20 protein-coding genes are annotated in these 20008 nt (G+C 44.3%); 7 read left to right on the top strand and 13 right to left on the bottom strand.

All coding sequences use genetic code 11. From position 1 onward, the window contains the following. Window positions 1-25 precede the first annotated feature (25 nt). On the top strand, window positions 26-427 hold the full coding sequence (locus tag AAFP14_RS02100; protein ID WP_341730671.1) for a hypothetical protein: 402 nt from the start codon (window positions 26-28) through the stop codon (window positions 425-427). A 372-nt stretch (window positions 428-799) separates the two neighbouring features. Here the strand turns inward: AAFP14_RS02100 and obgE are convergent, their stop codons facing one another. The 4 genes from obgE to AAFP14_RS02080 form a co-directional block, all read right to left on the bottom strand. After that, the gene (gene obgE / locus AAFP14_RS02095) at window positions 800-1840 is read right to left on the bottom strand and encodes a GTPase ObgE (protein WP_341730670.1); all 1041 of its coding nucleotides are present in this window, start codon (window positions 1838-1840) and stop codon (window positions 800-802) included. A gap of 243 nt (window positions 1841-2083) precedes the next feature. Next, the gene (locus tag AAFP14_RS02090; RefSeq protein WP_341730669.1) at window positions 2084-2965 is read right to left on the bottom strand and encodes a Mo-dependent nitrogenase C-terminal domain-containing protein; all 882 of its coding nucleotides are present in this window, start codon (window positions 2963-2965) and stop codon (window positions 2084-2086) included. Between the two features lie 263 nt (window positions 2966-3228). After that, complete coding sequence (locus AAFP14_RS02085; RefSeq protein ID WP_341730668.1) at window positions 3229-4302, bottom strand: class I SAM-dependent methyltransferase; 1074 nt, start codon at window positions 4300-4302, stop codon at window positions 3229-3231. A gap of 84 nt (window positions 4303-4386) precedes the next feature. Then, window positions 4387-4707, bottom strand: coding sequence for a 30S ribosomal protein PSRP-3 (locus AAFP14_RS02080; protein WP_340523226.1), 321 nt, complete (start codon window positions 4705-4707; stop codon window positions 4387-4389). 116 nt (window positions 4708-4823) lie between these two features. On the opposite strand from AAFP14_RS02080, the gene AAFP14_RS02075 reads away from it, so the two are divergent. After that, window positions 4824-5633, top strand: coding sequence for a TIGR01548 family HAD-type hydrolase (locus AAFP14_RS02075; RefSeq protein WP_341730667.1), 810 nt, complete (start codon window positions 4824-4826; stop codon window positions 5631-5633). Between the two features lie 204 nt (window positions 5634-5837). Here AAFP14_RS02075 and AAFP14_RS02070 read toward each other — a convergent pair whose 3' ends face one another. After that, entirely contained in the window at window positions 5838-6656 is an 819-nt protein-coding gene (locus AAFP14_RS02070; protein WP_341730666.1) for a tetratricopeptide repeat protein, read from the bottom strand. Window positions 6657-6730: 74 nt separating this feature from the next. Between AAFP14_RS02070 and AAFP14_RS02065 the strand changes: the two genes are divergently transcribed. Continuing rightward, window positions 6731-7477: a cobalt-precorrin-6A reductase gene (locus tag AAFP14_RS02065; RefSeq protein ID WP_341730665.1), complete on the top strand. Its 747-nt coding sequence runs from the start codon at window positions 6731-6733 to the stop codon at window positions 7475-7477. 26 nt (window positions 7478-7503) lie between these two features. Beyond that, complete coding sequence (locus AAFP14_RS02060; protein ID WP_341730664.1) at window positions 7504-8490, top strand: metallophosphoesterase family protein; 987 nt, start codon at window positions 7504-7506, stop codon at window positions 8488-8490. Window positions 8491-8576: 86 nt separating this feature from the next. Here the strand turns inward: AAFP14_RS02060 and AAFP14_RS02055 are convergent, their stop codons facing one another. From AAFP14_RS02055 to AAFP14_RS02035, 5 genes are all read right to left on the bottom strand, one after another. Beyond that, window positions 8577-11624, bottom strand: a complete 3048-nt coding sequence (locus tag AAFP14_RS02055) for a response regulator (RefSeq protein WP_341730663.1) — start codon at window positions 11622-11624, stop codon at window positions 8577-8579. A gap of 230 nt (window positions 11625-11854) precedes the next feature. Next, entirely contained in the window at window positions 11855-12877 is a 1023-nt protein-coding gene (locus AAFP14_RS02050; protein WP_341730662.1) for a ribonuclease III domain-containing protein, read from the bottom strand. Window positions 12878-13258: 381 nt separating this feature from the next. Further along, the gene (locus tag AAFP14_RS02045) at window positions 13259-13954 is read right to left on the bottom strand and encodes a hypothetical protein (RefSeq protein ID WP_341730661.1); all 696 of its coding nucleotides are present in this window, start codon (window positions 13952-13954) and stop codon (window positions 13259-13261) included. Between the two features lie 219 nt (window positions 13955-14173). Continuing rightward, a complete protein-coding gene (locus AAFP14_RS02040; protein WP_341730660.1) occupies window positions 14174-14959 on the bottom strand; it encodes a PP2C family serine/threonine-protein phosphatase in 786 nt (261 codons plus the stop codon). 112 nt (window positions 14960-15071) lie between these two features. After that, window positions 15072-15734 (bottom strand): vWA domain-containing protein, encoded by a 663-nt coding sequence (locus tag AAFP14_RS02035; RefSeq protein ID WP_341730659.1) that lies wholly within the window; start codon window positions 15732-15734, stop codon window positions 15072-15074. 121 nt (window positions 15735-15855) lie between these two features. Here AAFP14_RS02035 and AAFP14_RS02030 point away from each other — a divergent pair, with 121 nt between their 5' ends. Next, a complete protein-coding gene (locus AAFP14_RS02030; protein ID WP_341730658.1) occupies window positions 15856-16077 on the top strand; it encodes a hypothetical protein in 222 nt (73 codons plus the stop codon). Between the two features lie 110 nt (window positions 16078-16187). Continuing rightward, on the top strand, window positions 16188-16442 hold the full coding sequence (locus AAFP14_RS02025; protein WP_341730657.1) for a DUF6737 family protein: 255 nt from the start codon (window positions 16188-16190) through the stop codon (window positions 16440-16442). Between the two features lie 61 nt (window positions 16443-16503). Here AAFP14_RS02025 and AAFP14_RS02020 read toward each other — a convergent pair whose 3' ends face one another. The 3 genes from AAFP14_RS02020 to AAFP14_RS02010 form a co-directional block, all read right to left on the bottom strand. Further along, window positions 16504-17745, bottom strand: coding sequence for an LL-diaminopimelate aminotransferase (locus AAFP14_RS02020; protein ID WP_341730656.1), 1242 nt, complete (start codon window positions 17743-17745; stop codon window positions 16504-16506). A 93-nt stretch (window positions 17746-17838) separates the two neighbouring features. Beyond that, window positions 17839-18489 (bottom strand): Uma2 family endonuclease, encoded by a 651-nt coding sequence (locus tag AAFP14_RS02015; RefSeq protein ID WP_341730655.1) that lies wholly within the window; start codon window positions 18487-18489, stop codon window positions 17839-17841. Between the two features lie 266 nt (window positions 18490-18755). Continuing rightward, the gene (locus tag AAFP14_RS02010) at window positions 18756-19082 is read right to left on the bottom strand and encodes a thioredoxin family protein (RefSeq protein WP_341730654.1); all 327 of its coding nucleotides are present in this window, start codon (window positions 19080-19082) and stop codon (window positions 18756-18758) included. A 145-nt stretch (window positions 19083-19227) separates the two neighbouring features. Here AAFP14_RS02010 and AAFP14_RS02005 point away from each other — a divergent pair, with 145 nt between their 5' ends. Continuing rightward, window positions 19228-19989: a lipoate--protein ligase family protein gene (locus AAFP14_RS02005; protein ID WP_341730653.1), complete on the top strand. Its 762-nt coding sequence runs from the start codon at window positions 19228-19230 to the stop codon at window positions 19987-19989. The last annotated feature ends 19 nt before the right edge of the window (window positions 19990-20008 follow it).

Raw genomic sequence — 20008 nt, 5'->3', positions numbered from 1 at the left:
GACAAACTATAAATCAGTTTGCCCTATGAAACCAAACATCAGGCTTCCTTATCTGGTAGCATTATCAATTATGGCTGTTGGAGTCTGTCCCTCAGCGAGTAATGCCAATTCTTCTCCTCAAGGTGAATTCGACGAAATCACAGTTGTTTCCAATAATATCGAACTGAATCGGGCCAAAAACTTAGCTCGTCAAGCAGCAGAAGTCGCCAACGGTGGCTTGGGACAATATCGAGCCGAACCTTCTATGCACGGTGTTTCTTCGGAAGCGCCGTTTGTAGACAATGGCGATGGTACTTGGACATTTTCTTTTAAAGGAAGCAGACCTGGTTCTTCTGTCTATAGGATAGAAAGCGTTGTTACTGTTTCTCGAAATGGACAGGTCAGAATTGATTACAACGGGCTGATTCCTAACTCCAACCAAATTTGATCGGCAACTTACTTGAGTGGAAATAGCAGTCGCCAAGGCGCTTTGGCGGGGGAGCATCCCGATTTTGTAACAGGGCTGTTTCATTCTCTTGTAGGGGCGGTGCGTGTGAGTGCCCGCCCCAATCTCACCAAACACCTACAAAATCCTGGACGAAGAGGGTAGGCACGGGGCACTACCCCTACAAAACCATGATTTGTCACCAGAATGAAACAGCCATGGATTTTGCATAGGCGAAGCATGACCGCAGACAATTTATTAGTGATAACCAGAGATTTACAGCGGTCATGCTTCGCCCCTACGAATATATTTGCACTCATTGAGATGCACCCTTTGGCGGTTGCTATATTTCTGGAAAAGCAGAACCCGTTTCGGCTAGGAAACTGCAACTGCTAAAAGTTCCGCTGCTTCTTTTTCATTCAATTCGTCAAGTTTCTGCCAAACCTGCTGCATCAACTCATCCAATCCCACTCGACTGACAGCGGAAATAGACAAAATTGGAGACCCACTGATTTCTTGAAGTCTAGCAATCAAATTATCCATTTCTGCGCTTTCTAGATCGATCGCATCTACCTTATTAAAAGCCAAAATCTGCGGTCTATTTGCCAAACCTCGCCCGTAAGCTTTCAATTCTTCCCGAATTGTAATGTAATTCGCGATCGGGTCTTCATCGGTAACATCGATCAAATGCAGTAGTAACCGAGTTCGTTCAATGTGCCGCAAAAACTCATAACCCAGACCAGCACCTTCGTGAGCCCCTTCAATTAATCCTGGAATATCTGCAAAAACCGTACCGTCTCCCGTCGGTTTTCTGACTACGCCTAAATTCGGCACTAAAGTTGTAAACGGATAATCTGCTATCTTAGGACGAGCGGCGGATAAAGCAGAAATCAGGGTAGATTTGCCGGCATTTGGTAAACCAATAATACCCACTTCAGCTAATAGCTTCAATTCCAGCCGCAAAAACTTGTGTTCTCCTTCTCCACCGGGCATGGCATAATCTGGAGCGCGGTTAGAATTGGTCAGAAAACATTTATTTCCCAAACCGCCTTTGCCACCTTTGGCAACGCAAAAAGTCTGTCCGGGGGTTACTAAATCTGCTAAAATTGCCTGAGTTTCCGCGTCGTAAACTACAGTACCGCAGGGAACTTCAATTGTGCGATCGTCCCCACCAGCCCCGGTCATATTTTTCGGTGCACCCCGCTTCCCATCTTGCGCTTTAAAGATGCGGTTGTACTGAAAATCTAGCAGGGTTTGCAGACTTTCTACCGCCACCATAAATACTGAACCGCCCCGCCCGCCGGTGCCACCGCTTGGCCCACCCGCTGGTACATACTTTTCTCTGCGAAAAGCAACCATACCGTCGCCGCCTTTGCCGGCTGCGACTTGAATATCTGCTCGATCGATAAATTGCATAATTTAATTAGTAATTGGTTATTGGTTATTGGTTATTGGTTATTGGTTATTCCCCATGAACCATTGCCTATTCCCCATGAACCATTCCCGACTCAGTGGTCATTAGTAAGTAGTGGTTAATTATACCATTTGTGAGCATAATTCGCCTGTTTTGCAATATTAAGACCGCACAGTCTTGATATTTCACGACTATGGGAGATTGGGTAGTTTCAACGCTACTGACTAATGAGTCCTGAATCATGACTAACAATAGGACGAGATATCTTCCTTGCAATCATCGGCTAAATAGCACAGAGCTCGGAAGCGCATCCCTACCAACTGTTCGTAAAGCGGATTAATCTGGCACATCGCCGGAATATGTACGATTTTGCGGCCAAATAACACAATATCTCGCTCAAACGGACATTGGGGCGGAATCATTTTGCAGACAAAGTGTGCCACCTTGGGGTCGTGAATTTCCCAGCCGTCGAGCCAGTCTTTGACTGGTTGTAGGACATCTTTGTGGGGTGGTTGCAGCGGTTTTGCACTCAGCGGTGTTGCCGCATTCCACTCCACAGCCGCTGCTGAGTTTGCGGGTTTTTCTAGGGGGTATTCGGTTCCTTCGATGGTGTGTCGGAGAGCTTCTATCACCTTCACATTTTGACCTAATGCTGTACAAAATTTCTCTAGCAATTCATCTTCGCAAAGGGAATAAGTACCGTCTGCTAAAGCTACCATGACTGCGGTTCTCAAGAAATTTTCACCGTTGGCGGTACTTTTCCCTAACACACCAGCTAGTTCTTCTGGGGTAATTGGTTCAAAATCTGTCTCCAAAGATACTAAATTTAATTCCTCGTGAGTTAGAGTCGCAATCAGTTGTTGCTCGTTTTCGTCAAAGTTGCCGTCAGCCCAAGCAATTGTCAGCAATCCGCGTAGCCATGCGGTAATCTCTTCGTTGGTACAGGCAGATTTCACGTTATTCATCAGTCTTTCCACTTCGATAGACCAGTCAATTTGTTGATTGGGAGTGGGATAAATATTCCCCCCAAAATTATTTTTACTACTTTTTTGTTCGATCGTTCTATTTGTTGAAGGTTTATCCCTGAAGATTGCTCGAAACGCTTGTAGTGGACGTGTTAAAAGCATATTTTTGTGTCAGGATTATCGCTGCTCTAGCGAGAGAATTAATTAGCCGATGTTTTTCCCTCAGAATGTCATCTATCTTAAGGGATAAGTTTGTCCGATCTTAACTCTAGCTGCACCAGTCTCGATCGAGCTTCACTCTTTGCATATTCTAGTACAACTTTTATTAATTTTTATGTACAAAAGCTACAAAACAAAAAATTAACCAAAACTTATGTTATTGGCTTGATAAGTATTCTTCGGTGTTTGTGCTTCTTAACTAGGTACTAACTCCGGCGACACAAAATCCAGCGCAATTCCATCGGGGGGCGTCCATTGGCCATGGGAAAAACATCACGACCTGTGGCCCAACTGGTAAACCAGGGTGTCGGGGGCCAGGCTGCTTCGGGCAGATGGGTGCGTTCGTACTCAAATACCAATTCATTGGAGATGGGGACTAGGGGCAAGCCTTCCATCGCCACAGTCAGTTCTTGGGGCGTAAATAAAGTAGACCAGGAAAGTTGGGCTACTTGTCGCACGAGGGCATCTGGTTGGTAGTCACCTACGGATAAAAATGTACTGAAGAGTAATAGACCTCCGGGACAGAGGGAATCGCACATTTTTGCTAGGAACAGTCGCACTTCGTCGCTGTCTCGAAAATGAGAGATGACTTCGGCGGCAACTGCAAGTTGGTAGCGAGCCGGTTTCATCCGCACTAAGGGGTCGAGTACATTGCCTAGTGTCACTGTCACTGGTAAGTTTTCGGCTGTCGCAGCAGTTTGTAACTGTTCTGCAAAAGCTGGGGTTAGTTCGATCGCATCCACAGCATAGCCCAATCTCGCCAAGGGCAAAGTGTTGCGGCCGGTACCAGCACCCACGTCCAAAATCCGCACGCGATCGGGACTTCCCAATTTAGCAACCGTTGTCATCAATTTTGCGTCTGGATGGGAGCCGAATAGGGGAGCTTCCCTGGTATCTACCCAACTTTTATACTGTTCTCCTACTGTGGAGGTAGCCACGAGCACTTTGCAAGCTAAACCGGTTTGGGGAGGCTGAACTGACTCGTATTGAAGTATCAACATCGAAGCAGTAGAAGACTGGTAGCCTTGTTCTAATTTGCTGGCTAACAGTTGGCTCAGTTCCTCTTTTCTGTCTGCTGGCAGAGGTCTGTCGAGAGTGCTGAATAGTTTTTCGATGGACTGGAGATAGTGGTTTAGCATTCCCGGCACACAGGGAAACATTATTTCTCCGCGGGCGGTAATTCTAGTATTAATTTTGTAGAGAATAGCTTGCTGGAGAATATCAGGATTTACTACCAGCGGTAGCTGCTCAGTTTGGTTGATTGTACTGTCGCCGCCCATAGATTCCGCTCAAGGAAAAAATAATTACATAGTTAACAGTTGACAGTTAACAGTTGACAGTTAACAGTTAACTGTTAACTGTGATTAGTTGCTGCCAGTAAAAGTCACGAGGGGGAATTTTGACTGAGCTTCATTCATTGGTCGCCGTCTGCCTTCTTCTTGCCAGTAGTTGATTACTTCTGTCGCTTGGTTGAGGACTTCGACGCGATCGTTGTCGGCAATCCAGTGTTTGGCTTCGAGTTCGTTTTTGAGATCTTCCCACGCATCCTTGCGGGGCCAGAAAAAGTAAGCTGTCAGCGGGCTAGTTCCTTTACCGACCACTTGGTCAACGGCGAGGGCAACATTCTCTTCTAGCCAGAGAACTTTTAAGATGAACTTGGACAAACAAACCTCCGGGGTTTCGATCGAACTTATTAAAAATTTCTACAATCGCTAAGCTTAGCATACTTTTGTCATTTTTACTTAAAATTCCGACATTGGCTCAGGTAAAATGCCAATAGTTAACTGCGGGTGGGGCACTGATGACAGCAGACAGAGCGATTGTAGTTTTTGATATTGACGGTGTGGTGCGGGATGTGTCTGGTTCTTACCGACGGGCGCTGGCGGATGTGGTGGAGCATTTCACGGGGGGTGCTTTTCGTCCCAATTCTATTGATATTGACTCTCTCAAGTCTGAGGGAGTGTGGAATAATGACTGGGAAGCTTCACAAGAGTTAGTTTACCGTTATTTTGAGGGCATTGGGCGATCGCGAACGGAAAGCGCGATCGACTATAACGAGTTAGTAGCATTTTTCCAAAGTCGCTATCGTGGTCCCGACGAACAAAATTGGACTGGTTACATTGGCGACGAACCGCTGCTGCTAAGTCCGGCTTACCTGGAAAATTTAACGACAGGTGGCATAGTTTGGGGCTTTTTTAGCGGGGCGATGCGGGATGAAGCTACCTATGTTTTGTCAGGGAAACTCGGCTTAAATTCCCCTGTATTAGTGGCGATGGAAGATGCACCGGGAAAACCCGATCCTACTGGACTATTTGCGACTATTGAAAAATTGGAAAACCTGAACGCTTTACCAGAAAGTTTGCCTGTGGTTTATGCAGGAGATACTGTTGCAGATATTTACACTATTGTCAAAGCCAGTCAACTACAACCCTCGCGAGTTTGGCTGGGAATTGGAATTTTGCCACCTCATGTTTTGGAGGATGCTGTGCGGTGCCAAGCTTATACTGCGGCGCTACAAAATGCTGGTGCTGTCTCAGTCTTGAGGAATGTTGAAGAGTTGACTCCGGCACTGATTTGGGGGTTATTAATGGGAATTGGGGATAGGGAATAGGGAATTGGGGATAGGAGATTGGGGATTGGGAATTGGGAATTGGGAATTGGGAATTGGGGATTGGGGATTGGGGATTGGGGATGGGGAAGAAGTAATGGGTTATTGGTTACTCTAACGAACCAATAACCAATAACCAATAACCAATAACAAACAACAAACAACAAACAACAAATAACCAATAACCAATAACCAATAACCTAAATATTATTTCAAGTTCAAGAATTTATCCAAAGCACTGACTGCAAGTGGTGGCCAACGGCGGGTATTTTTAACCCAATCGAGGTCTTTGTAGCGGGAGTCGAGACCGACGGCGGCAACCCAATTGCTCTCAGCTTCCCCACGCTGTCCTGCCTCCCACAGACAAGCGCTGAGGGCGGCTCTCATGTCGGCAAATTGGGGGTATCTGCGAACAATGTTTTTCATGTTGCGAATTGCTTCTTTGGTTTGTCCATTTTGATAAAGGGCGAGGGCGTGGTTGGCGCGAGCAAAGGCGTATTCAGGTGCTAGTTCAAAGGCTTTGTTGTAGTCGATAATTGCTTGTTTCCATTGACCTAAACCTGCTTCGGCGTTGCCTCGGTTGTTGTAGGCTGCTGGATCTTTTGGGTCTAATTCTAGTACATGATTGTAGTCGGCGATCGCTTCTTCCCACCGTCCTAAACCTTCTAAGGCTGTACCGCGGTTTAAGTACGGATCGGGAGCGTCGGGAACGAGTTCGATCGCTTTTTCGTAGTCGGAAATTGCTGCTTGTAGCTGGTTCTGACTGACTCTAGAATTACCACGGTTACTCCAAGCTGCGGCTCGATCGGGAAATTTGTCAATGATTTGAGTCCAAAAACTTTCAGCCAGGGGGAATTTGCCTTCGTTTGTTGCTTCAAAAGCTTTCTGAACCAGTTCTGCTAACTGCTGCTGGGGATCGGTAATATCTGTGGGTTCAACTTCTGCGGAGGCTGGCATTACATTTCCTAGCCAAACCATCCCACTTACAACTAATACTGTCAAAAATGTCAAGAGCGATCGCATCATAGCTGTTGGTAGTTAAAACTTTACTTAACATATTATATTGTTAAGTCTTGACTAGATCGGGTAAGGGGAATTCTATGAAAAAACGCTTGCTAATTTTGGGAGGAACGGGGGATGCGACGGAACTGGCGACGCGGGCTTCCCAAATCGCTAACTTGGAGGTGGTTTCTTCCCTAGCAGGACGCACTAAACAACCTTCCACCCCAACGGGTACGCTGCGAATTGGTGGGTTTGGGGGAGTAGGTGGACTGGGTGAGTATTTGACCGATCGCGCGATCGACTTGTTAATTGATGCGACTCATCCGTTTGCTGCTCAGATTTCGATGAATGCAGCCACCGCTGCTGCTGAATTTCAATTGCCACATTTGATGCTGGTGCGTCCTGCTTGGACTCCGGTGCAGGGCGATCGCTGGATTGAAGTCGAAAACCATGAAGAGGCTGCCATGGCTTTATCTGAGCGATCGCAGCGTGTATTTCTCACTATTGGTAGACAGGAATTGACTGCTTTTTCTAGTCTGGATTCTATTTGGTTTTTGATTCGGGCGATCGAACCCCCAGCCCTAGGTATTTTATACCCCCAAAGCCAATTAATCTTAGCAAAGGGGCCTTTTTTCTTAGAAAATGAACGGGAATTGTTGCTCAAATATCAGATTGATACCATTGTCAGCAAAAACAGCGGTGGTGATGCGACTTATGCCAAAATTGTCGCGGCGCGGGAATTGGGAATTCCCGTGGTGATGGTGCAGAGGCCACCGATACCGGATGCGGAAGTCGTTACTGATGTCGAAGGGGCGATCGCTTGGCTGAAGAAACATTTAAATTAATTAAGTAGACTTTCTACTTCAAATAAATGACTAAAAAATATGTGATTTGTGCCTTAATTTCGTTGGCTTTAATTATAGGATTTAGCCTAATAAATCCTGTAAGTTATGCTCGGAATTTAGGGGGAAAAAGTTTTGAATTTGCCTTAATTGGCGACTTGCCCTACAGTGCAGAACAGGAAGCAAAATTTACTAAGTTGATAGCAGATATCAATCGATCGCCAGCCGCTTTTGTTGTCCATGACGGCGACTTCAAAAACGGTTCAACTCTCTGCGATGATACAACTTTTGTCAGTCGCAAAGAATTATTTCAGAAATTTGAAATTCCATTTATTCTGGTTTATGGTGACAACGAATGGACTGATTGCCACCGCTCAAATAATGGTAGTTACGATCCCGTAGAAAGACTAGCTAAACTGCGGGAAATTTTCACTCAAGGAAATCAAAGTCAGGGAAAAAAGACTTTAACTCTTACTCGTCAAAGCGAGAATCCACAGTTTGCTAAATACCGTGAAAATATCCGTTGGAATTATCAGGGAATTATGTTTTTTGGGATTAATATGCCGGGGAGTAACAACAATTTTGGGCGCACTCCCGAAGGCGATCGAGAATATGCCGATCGCAATGCAGCTAACTTAGCTTGGATAAAAGAATCTTTTGCTCTAGCCTCCCGCAGCCATAGCAAAGGAATTATGTTAATTGCTCAAGCAAATCCGGGATTTGAACTAGATCCAACCGACAACAGAAGAAGCGGCTACAACGATTTTATTGCAACTCTGGAAACTGAAGCCAGCAAATTTAAGGGACAAGTTGTATTTGTCCACGGCGATACTCACTATTTCCGTATCGACAAACCTCTACCGCGTTTTACAGATGAAACTCAACTCCCCAGAATGAAAAACTTTACCAGAGTAGAAACTTTCGGCTCTCCCAATGTTCACTGGTTGCGGGCTAGTTACGATCCGCAAAATCCTAATGTATTTGAGTTCAAACAGCAGATTGTTCCGCAAAATTAGTCCCGTGACACGGGATTTTATCTAAAATATCTACCATAAACTCTGTCCCTAGCCCCAAGTCAGAAACACAAATCACATTTTCATCTTTATACCCCGTGATAATATCGATCGACTAACTTGACAATTGCTTCATATTCAAAATCATTGGAAAGTTCCACCACCATGGCAACAAACGAACTATACTCTGGCTCTAATTGTTGCAAACGGTTGATTTCGCGATCGACATCTTCCACATAACAGCTCTTAGCCGCTTGATACAAAACCAGCAATTCCTCCCTCGGTGGCATCACCATGGACTGGGAGCTAGTAGCTACAGCCTTCCTCACATTTTCCCCACTAAATTCTGGTTCGTAAATCCATGACAAATTTAAATAACTCTTGATTTTTTCTAGTAACTCTGGTGCTTGTATCGGCTTGGCGAGAAAATCGCTGTAGCCCAATTCCAAACATTTTTGGCGATCTTCATTAAACACGCTGGCAGAGACGGCGATGATTGTTATACTTTGAAACAGAGGCAATTGGCGCAGTTTTCGGATCATTCCGAAACCATCCATCCGAGGCATTACTAAGTCAGATAAAATCAAATCAGGTTTAAATTCTAGCGCTGTTTCTAACGCTGCTTGTCCGTCTGCTGCTTCCCCCAGTTCAAAGCCCAGAGGCTTAAGCAAGTTAACCAGTACAGAGCGATTCTCCGAGCGGTCATCCACCACCAGAATTTTCTGTTTTTTACCTTCATAGCCAAGGATAGTATTATTTGGTTTCAAGATTAATTCGGTGAGATCTGAACTTACAGGCAAATCTAAATCAAACCAAAATTTGCTACCAACTCCGGGAGTGCTCTCAACAAAAATTTCACTTCCCATTAAAAAAATCAGCTTCTGAGTAATTGTCAATCCCAAGCCTGTTCCTTCTGTTTGGCGAGAAATATTTCCCACTTGCTCGAAGGGTAAGAAAATTTTTTCTAATTCTTCGGGAGAAATGCCACAGCCTGTATCTTCTATTAGAAAGCGAATTTTCTGCGACGTATGATGCCTAGGGGATGAAGGATGATTAGAAGGAGATTCCTGCTGATTATTAACATTTTTAAAATCCCGATCTGTAGTCGCTATAACTCCTACTTTCAAACTTACACTACCGCGGTCTGTAAATTTGATAGCATTAGAAAGAAGGTTAATTAAAATTTGACGCAGTCGCTTTTCGTCAGCATACACCTTTTTGGGTAGTTCAGTCAGAGGATGGTAGGTAAAATTAATAAATTTTTGTTTAGCTTTGAGGATAAAAATTGCTGTTGAGTCTTGGAGAAATGGTTTAAAATCAAATGTTTGTGGGTGAATTTCAATTTTGTTTGCTTCAATTTTAGACAAACTTAAAATATCGTTGATCAGTGTCAGTAAATGTTGGCTGCAATTGTAGATAATTTGAAGATCTTCCTGTTGTTTGACGGTGGTGTTTGAGTCTCGTTGCAGGATTTGTGCGTAGCCCATAATGCCGTTGAGAGGGGTTCGCAGTTCGTGGCTCATATTGGCTAGAAATTTGCTTTTGGCGCGGTTAGCGGCTTGTGCCGCATAGGCTGCTTCCTGGAGTTGTATAGCCTGCTGTTGAGTTTCTTGGAGTAACTGAGCTTGCTGCAAAGCGACTCCCAACTGAATCGCAATTTGAACGACTGTGTTGATTTCGACTTCGCTCCAAGCACGGGGTTCCAAATTTTGATAAATCGCGAGCAATCCCCACAGTTGACTGCCACAAAAGATGGGAACAATAATGTAAGCCCGGATTTCAAGTTGTTCTAATAGGTCAATATAACAGGGGGTAAATCCTGCTTGGTAGATATCTTCGGTAACTCGGCAATTGATACCTTGGTTGTAGATACCGCCCTTGGTTTCTTGTAAATAACTATCTACAACGGGTTCGGGAGTGCCTCTCAACATTGTTGTTATGACATTGCAGCGAGACTCATTCACAAATTGAGTTCCATCAGAATTATTGGTTTCTGGTTGCATCAAAGCAGTCCAACCCTCTCCTGCTGATTCGGCCACAAATTGTCCACTCCAGTCGGCATTGAACTGATAGACAACGACACGATCGCATTTCATAAACTGTCGTAGTTCTGCGGTGGTGGCTTGGAATATCGTTTCCATATCAAGGGTTTGCCGCATTCTTTGAATCACAGCGGCGATCGCTTTCTCCCGCTGTAGGCTTTCTTGCAGGGATTGTGTGGCTTGATAGAGTGCTGCCTGCTGAAGCCCAATGCCAACCAGACTTGTTAATTCTTGTAATAAATCAATCTCAAAGGGTTGCCACTGACGGGTGGAGCAACACTGGTTTGCGACTAATAAACCCCACAATGTTTCTTGGTGCAGAATCGCAACTACCAAGTTGGCGCGGATTTGAAATTTGACCAGTAAATCGACATGACACTGGGTTAAACCTCCGGTATGAATGTCGGCAACTACCTGAATGCGTCCCAACCGATAATCTTCACCCCGCGTTTCCATGAAATATTGGTCGTTTACCTGGATATTCAGAAGGGGCAACCAGTCGCTACCGACAGATTCCACCGTGATAATGCCGCTAAAGTCTGGCTGAAAACGATAGATAAAAACTCGATCGACCTTGAGGAACAGTCGCGTTTGAGTTACTATAGTTTGCAGAATTTCTTGCAAATCCGTTGTTTGATAAATCTTCCGAGTAATCTCGGAGATCAACTGCTCTCGTTCCATGCGCAGTTGTATTTGAGAGTGAAGCTGCACTGTGGCAATTGTCGCATTTACTGCTTGTTGCAACCTTTGGGGCGTAATTTGCTCCTTGACCAAATAATCCTGTGCCCCCGCTTTCATGGCCTCGACGGCGGTTTCCTCATTGCCCTGCCCCGTCACCATAATCACCGGGAAGCGTAGCTGGGGCGAGGATGGTTGTAGTTGACGGAGAAATTCCACTCCGTCTATGTCGGGCAGTCGATAATCGAGCAACACGGCATCGGGTTGCTGCAGCCACAATTCCAGCCCTTTTTTCCCCAGTCCCGCCTCTAAAAAAGTGTAGGAATATTCGCGATCGCGCTTCAGATACCGCCGATACAGTTCCCTGTCTTCAGGAGAGTCATCGATAATTAAAACAGTACGGGTTTTTTGAGTCATGACTCAGTTTTTTAAAAGCAAAATTCACTAACAAAGTTCTCAATCTGAACATCGACCCTACTAGGAAAGTCGATAGTTCTATAATGAGCCTAAATCATTTGCGTAATTTTTGCAGTGGCAATCCCACCCAGCGTCAAATTCTCTCCCGCTCTCTCTTTCTCCCTCTCTCTTTCTTCCCCTCCTCAAGCTACAGATACTTTGGACCTGTAGCAGCTATTGGTTTTCTACTTTTAGTTGAATTGATTTTCTCTCTCCTCTACCAGTTCTTCCACTGTTGTTTTGATAAAGTTATTAACTAACCAGTCGCGGGTGCGTGAGAAATCACTGTCCAATTCTAGGTAACGATTGCCTAATTTGGTCTTGAATTCTTTGGGAAAAATTTCTTTGGCGACTAACATTTTTTTCCACTCAGTTAGCTGGCTGGCTTTGCGTTCTGGAAAACGGTGGTATAGATAGTCAAAGGCGATCGCCTCTAAAATTTCTGCACCCAGGATTCGTAGCCGTTTAACAGCTATTTGTGGGGATTTTTTTGTCCCTTCAATTAGAGCGCTTTTTTGACTCATCTTGTCAGCAACTGCTTGGGCTATGAAATTCTGAATCAGCCAGTCGCCCGCACGCAAAAAATCGCGATCGCACTCCAAGTAAATCGCCCCAAACACCGCCTCAAAAGTTTCTCCTAAAAATTTCTTGTACTCACTTTTTTCTATTTCTTTCCCCTGCACACTATGCAAGCTAAGTTCCTGCAAATTCAAACTGAGCGCAAATTCCGATAGTTTGTTCTTGTCTAGTAACCCAGATTTTAAATTTGAGATACAATCTCGTTCGAGATCGGGATATTGGCGGTATAGGTAATCGGTAACAACGGCACTCAAAATCGCGCTTCCTAGGAGAGCCAGCCTTTTGTACTGGACATCTTGGTCCAGTGACGAGTCAAAAGATCTGCCTCGAAAATCCTTGGTATCGCCACGGTGACTCAAGGCTATTTCCAGTAATTGTGTTTTCTGAAAGTTAGAAAAGCCGATCGCTATTTTGATAGCCTCAACATCTATACTGGTAATCGTGTCAACTTCTAAATCTGCTGCTTCCACTTTTCCCCATTCTTCCAACCAATCTCCACCAGCGTCATCCACATACAAATCTACAAAATTTATCCCGTTTTTCATCCAGTCATCCTGCATTTTTCGGGAGGATTCCAGTTTTTCCAAGACTTTTTGTAAACTTTTTTCAACAGTCGTTGTGCCTTGTGCTGTCATGGTGTTATTTTCGATCGAATTTTAAGGTTGCTATACTATCGGGCTAGGGAAATATCTAGGGCTTCACAAGCGTCCATTCATAGCAAATATCTGAGTTGTTCCTGGACGCAAAAACCCGGTTTCTTAAACTGATTGCGTCATTTGAGATTCAGTAGCAGAAAGAGAAACCGGGTTTTTTTTCCGTTGAATTCGTAAGTCCTGTGTTTCTAATCGCTGTTTCCAGCGCGTAGTCCCTAGGTTTGACTTAACGCCATCTTATTTTGTTTAAATTAGATTGGTTGAGGCCGGAACGGCAGAGAATGCTGAGGAATAGCCGACAGAGAAATATTCACATTTTTTCACAACTTTTTTAACAACATTTACGAGGCCCCATTCTCGATTCTAGGAAAATTTCAGGTAGGTGCCAGCCTGTAAATTGTCGCTGTTGTATAATGCCATATTAACTAATCGAACTACCGAATTTTCAATACTTGGATTGTAACTTAAAAATAATCCTCTGTCAATCCCCCATTCCTGAAGAGTTTTTTGCCAATTATCATATTTTTCTTGCGAAAATTCATCCGAAATACTGGTGATTTGTATACATAAAGGCTGATGTTCCCGGCTGCTGACTATGGAATCCGTAGCCATCGAAAGATCGGCTATATAACGCTGTATAAAAGAAGTATCTTCTCGCTGCTGAATGTGAGTTATGATCGATTGGAGTATCTGCTCGTCAGCCGGATAAAATTCTCCCGCCATTAATTTTTTCTTCCAAATATGAAATTTGCGATCGGTTTCACTCAGCCATTTAGGAAAGAGATAGCTATACCAATATCTTTCGGCAGAACTCATTAACTCAAAGGCCGCTTGTTGCGCTGCTTCCGAAGGTAGAGATTTGACAGCCAACCAAACTTCTGAATCACTGACAAGCTGTAGCAGAAAAGCCATCACAAATTTTTTGGCAGTTAGCGAACCGGGTTTGACATCTTTTACCCAGCGATAAATTTCATCCAATCTTCTCGCCAAACTCGGATCTATTGGATATGCTTCGCTAATTAGGGATTTGAGTTGATCCTTAATCTCTTGTGCTTGCAAGTGATGACCTACTGTTAAACGGGAGCATAATTGTTGACAAGTCGATTTTATTATAGAACCGCTACCTTGAACAGATGAGACTTCTTGCCCAAATCAGAATCGGTTTTGTAGCGCAGATGAACGCCAACCGACGCAGATAGATGCAGGTGGATAATTGGTTACTACTGCGGACAAACTTAATAAAGTTTTACAAGACTCGCTGTGGCAAGATGTCTACTGTTAATTTTCTGGTAATTCCGAACTCAAACAACTTGCCAATAATAATGTTAAGTCATCATCGGTGCGTTCGGAAACGCGGGGCGATCGCAAAAAAGACTCCAACTGCTGTTGTGCATCAGACTCATCTTGAACTTGAGCAGAAAATCGAAATAGGGGTGCAAAAAATGGACTGTGTGGTGTGCCTTCCGGGATTTTCAGGGCTAGCATTTGCAATCCGTCGGAAAACACGGCTAAATGCGCCATTTTTTCCCTTCGCAGATGAAATTGTGCAGTTTCTATGGCATTGGGGGAAATCAAAAAAATCGTTTCATTGATATATTCACCACAGGGAGGTACTGTCAGGGCGATCGCACTTCCTTGATTATCACCCGCCACCACCGCACCATCACCGATTTGAGCAACGGCGATTAATTCGGGTGTAGCCACCACCGCAATTAAAGTGCAAGCTAAATCTCTAGCCGCCACTCCCCGCGTCGCGGCTTCTGTTTCCACAGCCGCCCGTGCGACTTGAAGTGCAGATGTGAGGAATACTTGCCATTGGCTGTCATCTTCAGGCAGCTTTTCTGATTGCCGACAAATTGTTTCGACAACTGCTTCCACAGCAATTTTAGCACCTACTTCTGCCAGTGTTGCTGAACCCGCACCATCGGCAACGGAGGCCGCCAAAACACCATTGGGCAACAGCCGCCAGCAGTGGGCATCTTGACAAGGTTGCGATCGCTTGGAGTGACTCGTCCCCATCACCGATGCTGCTACCACTTGCCACTTTGTCATTTGTTCTGTCATTTGTCAGTTATTCAGATGTTAGTAGTTAATTGTTAGTAGTTAATGGTTAGTAGTTAATTGTTAGTAGTTAATTGTCACCTGCTACTCATAACAAATAACCAATAACGAATGACTAAACGGTTCCCCACCCCGGAGGTGGTAAGGCTACTTGTTCATCAATTTTTGAGTGAGAAACTCGCTGCATACTGGCTGACAGCCAAATAAACATCTCCCTAAAGTCCAATCCTTTCAATTTTACAGGAGTCCGTTCCACAATTTCGGCGAGACGGGCAATATTAGCACCTTCGACTCCTACCGCAAAAAAAGCAACGCGCTTGTTAGTTTCTTCCTCTTTAATCCGCCGTGAAGCGATGTCTACAATATCGTCCGATTCGCCTTGGGGTTCTCCATCAGTAATCATAAATACCCATGGCCGATAATAGGTAATTCCGTTGTTGCGATATTCCGATTTGCGGGCGGCGATTAAATCTAGTGCTTGTTGAATACCTGCACCCATGTGAGTTTGTCCTTGGGCTTTCAGCAGTGGTGTCTCGAATTGGTCTGCCGTCACGAAATCCTGCACAACTTTGATATGATTGTCAAAGGAAATAATCGCGACTTCAACTCGCTTTTTTGCCAATTCATCTTTAATCAGATCCTCCCTAAAAGTTTGCAGCCCTTCATTCAAGGCATCTATAGGAGCACCTTGCATTGAACCGGAGGTGTCCAACAGGAGGACGCAGGGACAACGCGGCTCAGGGTTTTCGGCAAATTCTACGGCTTCGTCTAGTCTCATGGTTCGCGATTGACCTTGGAGTGGCTGGATTTTTTTGGTTTGCTACTTTCTAGCCTAGCAAGTTAGCAACCTATGGAACTGAAATTGCTATGGCGATCGCATTTTACCATTAATGGGAAATATGAGGTCAAAAAAAGTAAATCCAGCCCCTCCACCCTTGGAGTCCGCGGTTGGGCTAGTAGAGTCCAAGGACACAGCTACTGACTGGGGAATGGGGAATGGGGAATTGGGAATGGGGAATGGGGAATGGGGAATTGGGAATTGGGAATTGGGAATTGGGAATTGGGAATTGGGAATTGGGAATTGGGAATTGGGATTAACACCAATAACTACTAACCAATAACCAATAACCAATAACAAATAACTCATCACAAATAACCAATAACCAATAACTACTAACCAATAACCAATAACTACTAACCAATAACCAATAACAACTAACCAATAACTAATATGCAAAATGTTTCCGAACCCAAAAAACTTAGTGCTTGGGATTTCAAACCTTGGTGGTGTCAGCCTTGGTCGATTCTTTTAACAGGAATTAGTCTGATTACTGGCAGTTGGTTTTTATTGAAAACTGTTTGGATTACAGTTATAGTAGCGATACCATTATTAGTGTGGATGGGTTTTTTCTTGTTAGTTTGGCCCAGACTCATGTTGTCGAGTGGTATCTTGGAAAAATACCAGGAATCAGCACGAAATGAATAGGCACTCTAGGGACAAAAACTTGGTACAGAGAAGATAGGGCCTATTCAATCCGAGCAGTATCTCAACTTAGAAAATCAGCAATTCTTCTGACAGCTTCTGCCAAAATTTCCGGTGATTCAACTAAGGCAAATCGCACATAGCCTTCTCCAGATTTGCCAAAGCCGGCACCGGGGGAAGCTGCAACTCCTGTGCTTTCTACTAACTCAGTGCAAAATTTCACGGAATCTAAAGCCCAAGGTTCTGGGAGTTTCGCCCAAACGTACATGGTGGCGGGGGGTAATGGCACTTCCCAGCCAATGTCTTGTAAAGCACTGACGAAGGTATCCCGCCGTTGTCGGAAGGTTTCTACACTGGTTTTAACGGTGTCCTGGGGGCCTGTTAAAGCGGCGATCGCTCCATTCAAAATTCCTTGGTATTGATTGAAATCTACGGTGGCTTTTACCTGTCGCAGTGCTTCAATGATTTGGGCATTGCCGATCGCGTATCCGACTCGAAAACCACCCATATTGTACGACTTCGAGAGTGTAAAAAACTCGATCGACACGCTTTTATCTGGATCGGCCTGAAAAATAGACGGTGCCATCACTTTTCGATGCTCCTCGTTACCAGGAATATCCTGGTAAGCCCGCTGCTTTGGCTCTGCCTCTATGCTAGAATGGCGATCGTCAAAAACCAAATCCACATAGGGGAAATCGTGCACCAAAACCAGCCGGTGTTCCCGACAAAAAGCGACGGCTTTTTCAAAAAATGCTAAAGGGGCGATCGCACTTGTCGGATTATGAGGATAACTCAAAACCATCATCTTCGACTGAGCTAGCACTGGTTTGGGAATATCATCAAATACTGGCAAAAACTGATTTTCTGCTAACAACGGCATCGGATAAATTTGCCCGCCAGCCAAATAAACACCACCCGCATGGGAGGGATAACCCGGATCGAGCAACAAAGCAAAATCTCCGGGGTTGAGTATAGCTAAAGGCAAATGGGCCGTGCCTTCTTGGGAACCAATTAAAGGCAGCACTTCGGTTTCTGGATTGACGGAAATCCCGAATTTTTGTTCGTACCAAGTCGCGGCTGCTTCCCGAAAAGATTTCGTCCCGTTAAACAGCAAATAGCCGTGGGTGCTGGAGTCTGACAGAGAAAGTGCGATCGCCTCTGTAATGTGAGCAGCAGTCGGCAAATCGGAAGAACCAAGAGACAAATCAATCACATTTTTACCGGCGATTCTCGCTAGAGATTTCGCCCGATCCATATCGGCAAATACATTAAATTGTAGAGGTTGTAAGCGATCGGCAAATTTCATATCTTTATCAATTAATTTTGTAATTTTAGTTTTTGTATGTGCAATTTTACTCTAGGGTTTGTTTCCCAAATCAATGGTTGGTAAAACTTGCCTCTACAACATTTTTTCTAGCCGCCTAATGCGATCGCGAAAATTTCTTAAACTCGCGCTTCTGCCTATAATTGTACTTTGAGCTACAAACTCGGCTATCATTTCAACAATTGGTAATCCTGGAAAAATAGGGCTACTTGGGAATGCAACATATCTCCCATCTTGCAGTACATTAATTTGCAATTGATTATTTTCATAGCGCCACAGTTCAGGAACTTGTAAAGCTTGATAAGCATCCAATTGCGTTTTGGAAGTTACATCGATTTCAATTGCCAAATCAGGAGGAGGATCTACTGTTAAATCCACCCGCCGTTTGCCTCTCATTTGCTGATGGTTTTCAATATAGAAACACCGATCTGGTTCCACACCGCTTTTTTGGGTTTCTCGTTTAAAAGTCGTCGAACCAAAGCACTCGCAATCTATTTCTAATTCTTCTAGCAATATTTTCACCATATCACCAATTAGTTCTTTATCTACCTCATGTTCTGGTAAAGGCATCCGAATCTCCAATGTTCCTTGGCTATAAGCTAAGCGCGCGGAGCGATATTCGCCCATTTCTACTAAAATTGCTTCAAATTCTGACCAACTAACATCGTGTAGCAGCACTCGCTGTCCTAGGGGAATATCGAGCTGTCTGAGCTGAAGTGTTACCATAAGATTTTAGAAGTGCGATCGGGCCGTGGCTAGAGGTTTGTATAAGTTTTTCTAAACTTACAAAAATATTGTCATCTAAAAGGCTTTAAACAAGCCATAAAATGTTTTTTTAGCTCCTAGACAACTTTTGTGAAATCGGGTATCTGCTAAGTTGATGAACGAGTAAATTGCCTTGGGTAGTCGCGGGTTTTACCGATAATAATTACCTAGGACTAATTTTATCAACCCGCACCCATCCAAGGACAAATCTATCACAATTCAAAACTTTATAAATTAGCGTCTAACAAACCTGTCAATTTTTGTTTAGTAATAGCTCCCTCGTGAGACATCACTAATTCAGAATTTTTAAACAGCCTGATAGCAGGGACTCCTTCTACTTTATACTGTTTGACAGTAGCTGGATTGGGGTCAATTTCCATTTTAACCACTTTCAGCCGATCGCTGTAATTGGCTGCGATCCAGTCTATAGAAGGCGATACCAGTTTGCAAGGGCCACACCAAGCAGCCCAAAAGTAGGCAAGCACTGGCTGCTCTGCTTTCAGGACTTCCGTTTCAAACTTTTCGTCGCTAATGACAATTACACTGTTGCTCATGGTTTAAAGAATTATTTTTCCTATTTATTGCTACAGCATTGGATCGGTGAAATTTATACAAACTTACTTTCACAGCTTCCCATGACTATTACCAATTTTAAAACATCCTGTCCATTATGGAAGGCAAACTGAGGACTGGAGACCGATGACTAATTCTGTTTGGCGTTTAATTCCGCTGCTGCAAGCTTCTGGTACGGTGCAGATGGCGATCGACCAATGGCTCCTGGAACAGCATCTGGCTGGCAAAATTCCCCCTACTCTACGATTTTATACTTGGGCACCAGCCACAATTTCTTTGGGCTATCACCAACGCCGATGGCCAGACTTTTGGGAGCAGCTATCTTGGCGCGGAATGTCTGTAGACTTAGTACGCAGACCAAGCGGCGGGCGGGCTGTGCTGCACCAGGGAGATTTAACTTATGCGGTGGTAGTGTCGGGATTGGCGGGGAGTCGTCTCGAAGCTTATCAGAATATCTGCCAGTTTTTGATTGAAGGTTGGAAGGCGATGGGTGTGGATTTGCACTACGGGGAAGCCGGACGAAATTACATTCACAATCCTAATTGTTTTGGAACTGCGACGGGTGCAGATTTAGTTACACCTGATGGCTATAAATTAATTGGTAGCGCCCAATTACGCAGGGGCGATGCTATTTTGCAACACGGTTCTATGCGTTTACTGCCGGATTTTGATTTATTTTATCAAGTTTTTGGAGAGGAATTAATTACCATAAAATTACCTCTAGATCAAGAGGGAAATGATTTGATGGAAACTGTTATTGAAGCTTTGAAAATGGCTGCTTGTCGTTGTTTTGAAATACATTTGGAAGTGCAACCACTTTCTGAACGGGAATGGTCGGAAATTAGATCGATTCCGGTTGCACTGATAGGGAGCATCCCGATTTTGTAAGGGCGAAGCATGACCGCAG

The sequence above is a fragment of the Microcoleus sp. EPA2 genome, assembly GCA_020882975.1.
Lineage (GTDB): Bacteria > Cyanobacteriota > Cyanobacteriia > Cyanobacteriales > Microcoleaceae > Microcoleus.
The sequence above is the reverse complement of the archived record's forward strand: the minus strand, read 5'-3'. Positions and strand labels throughout refer to the sequence as shown.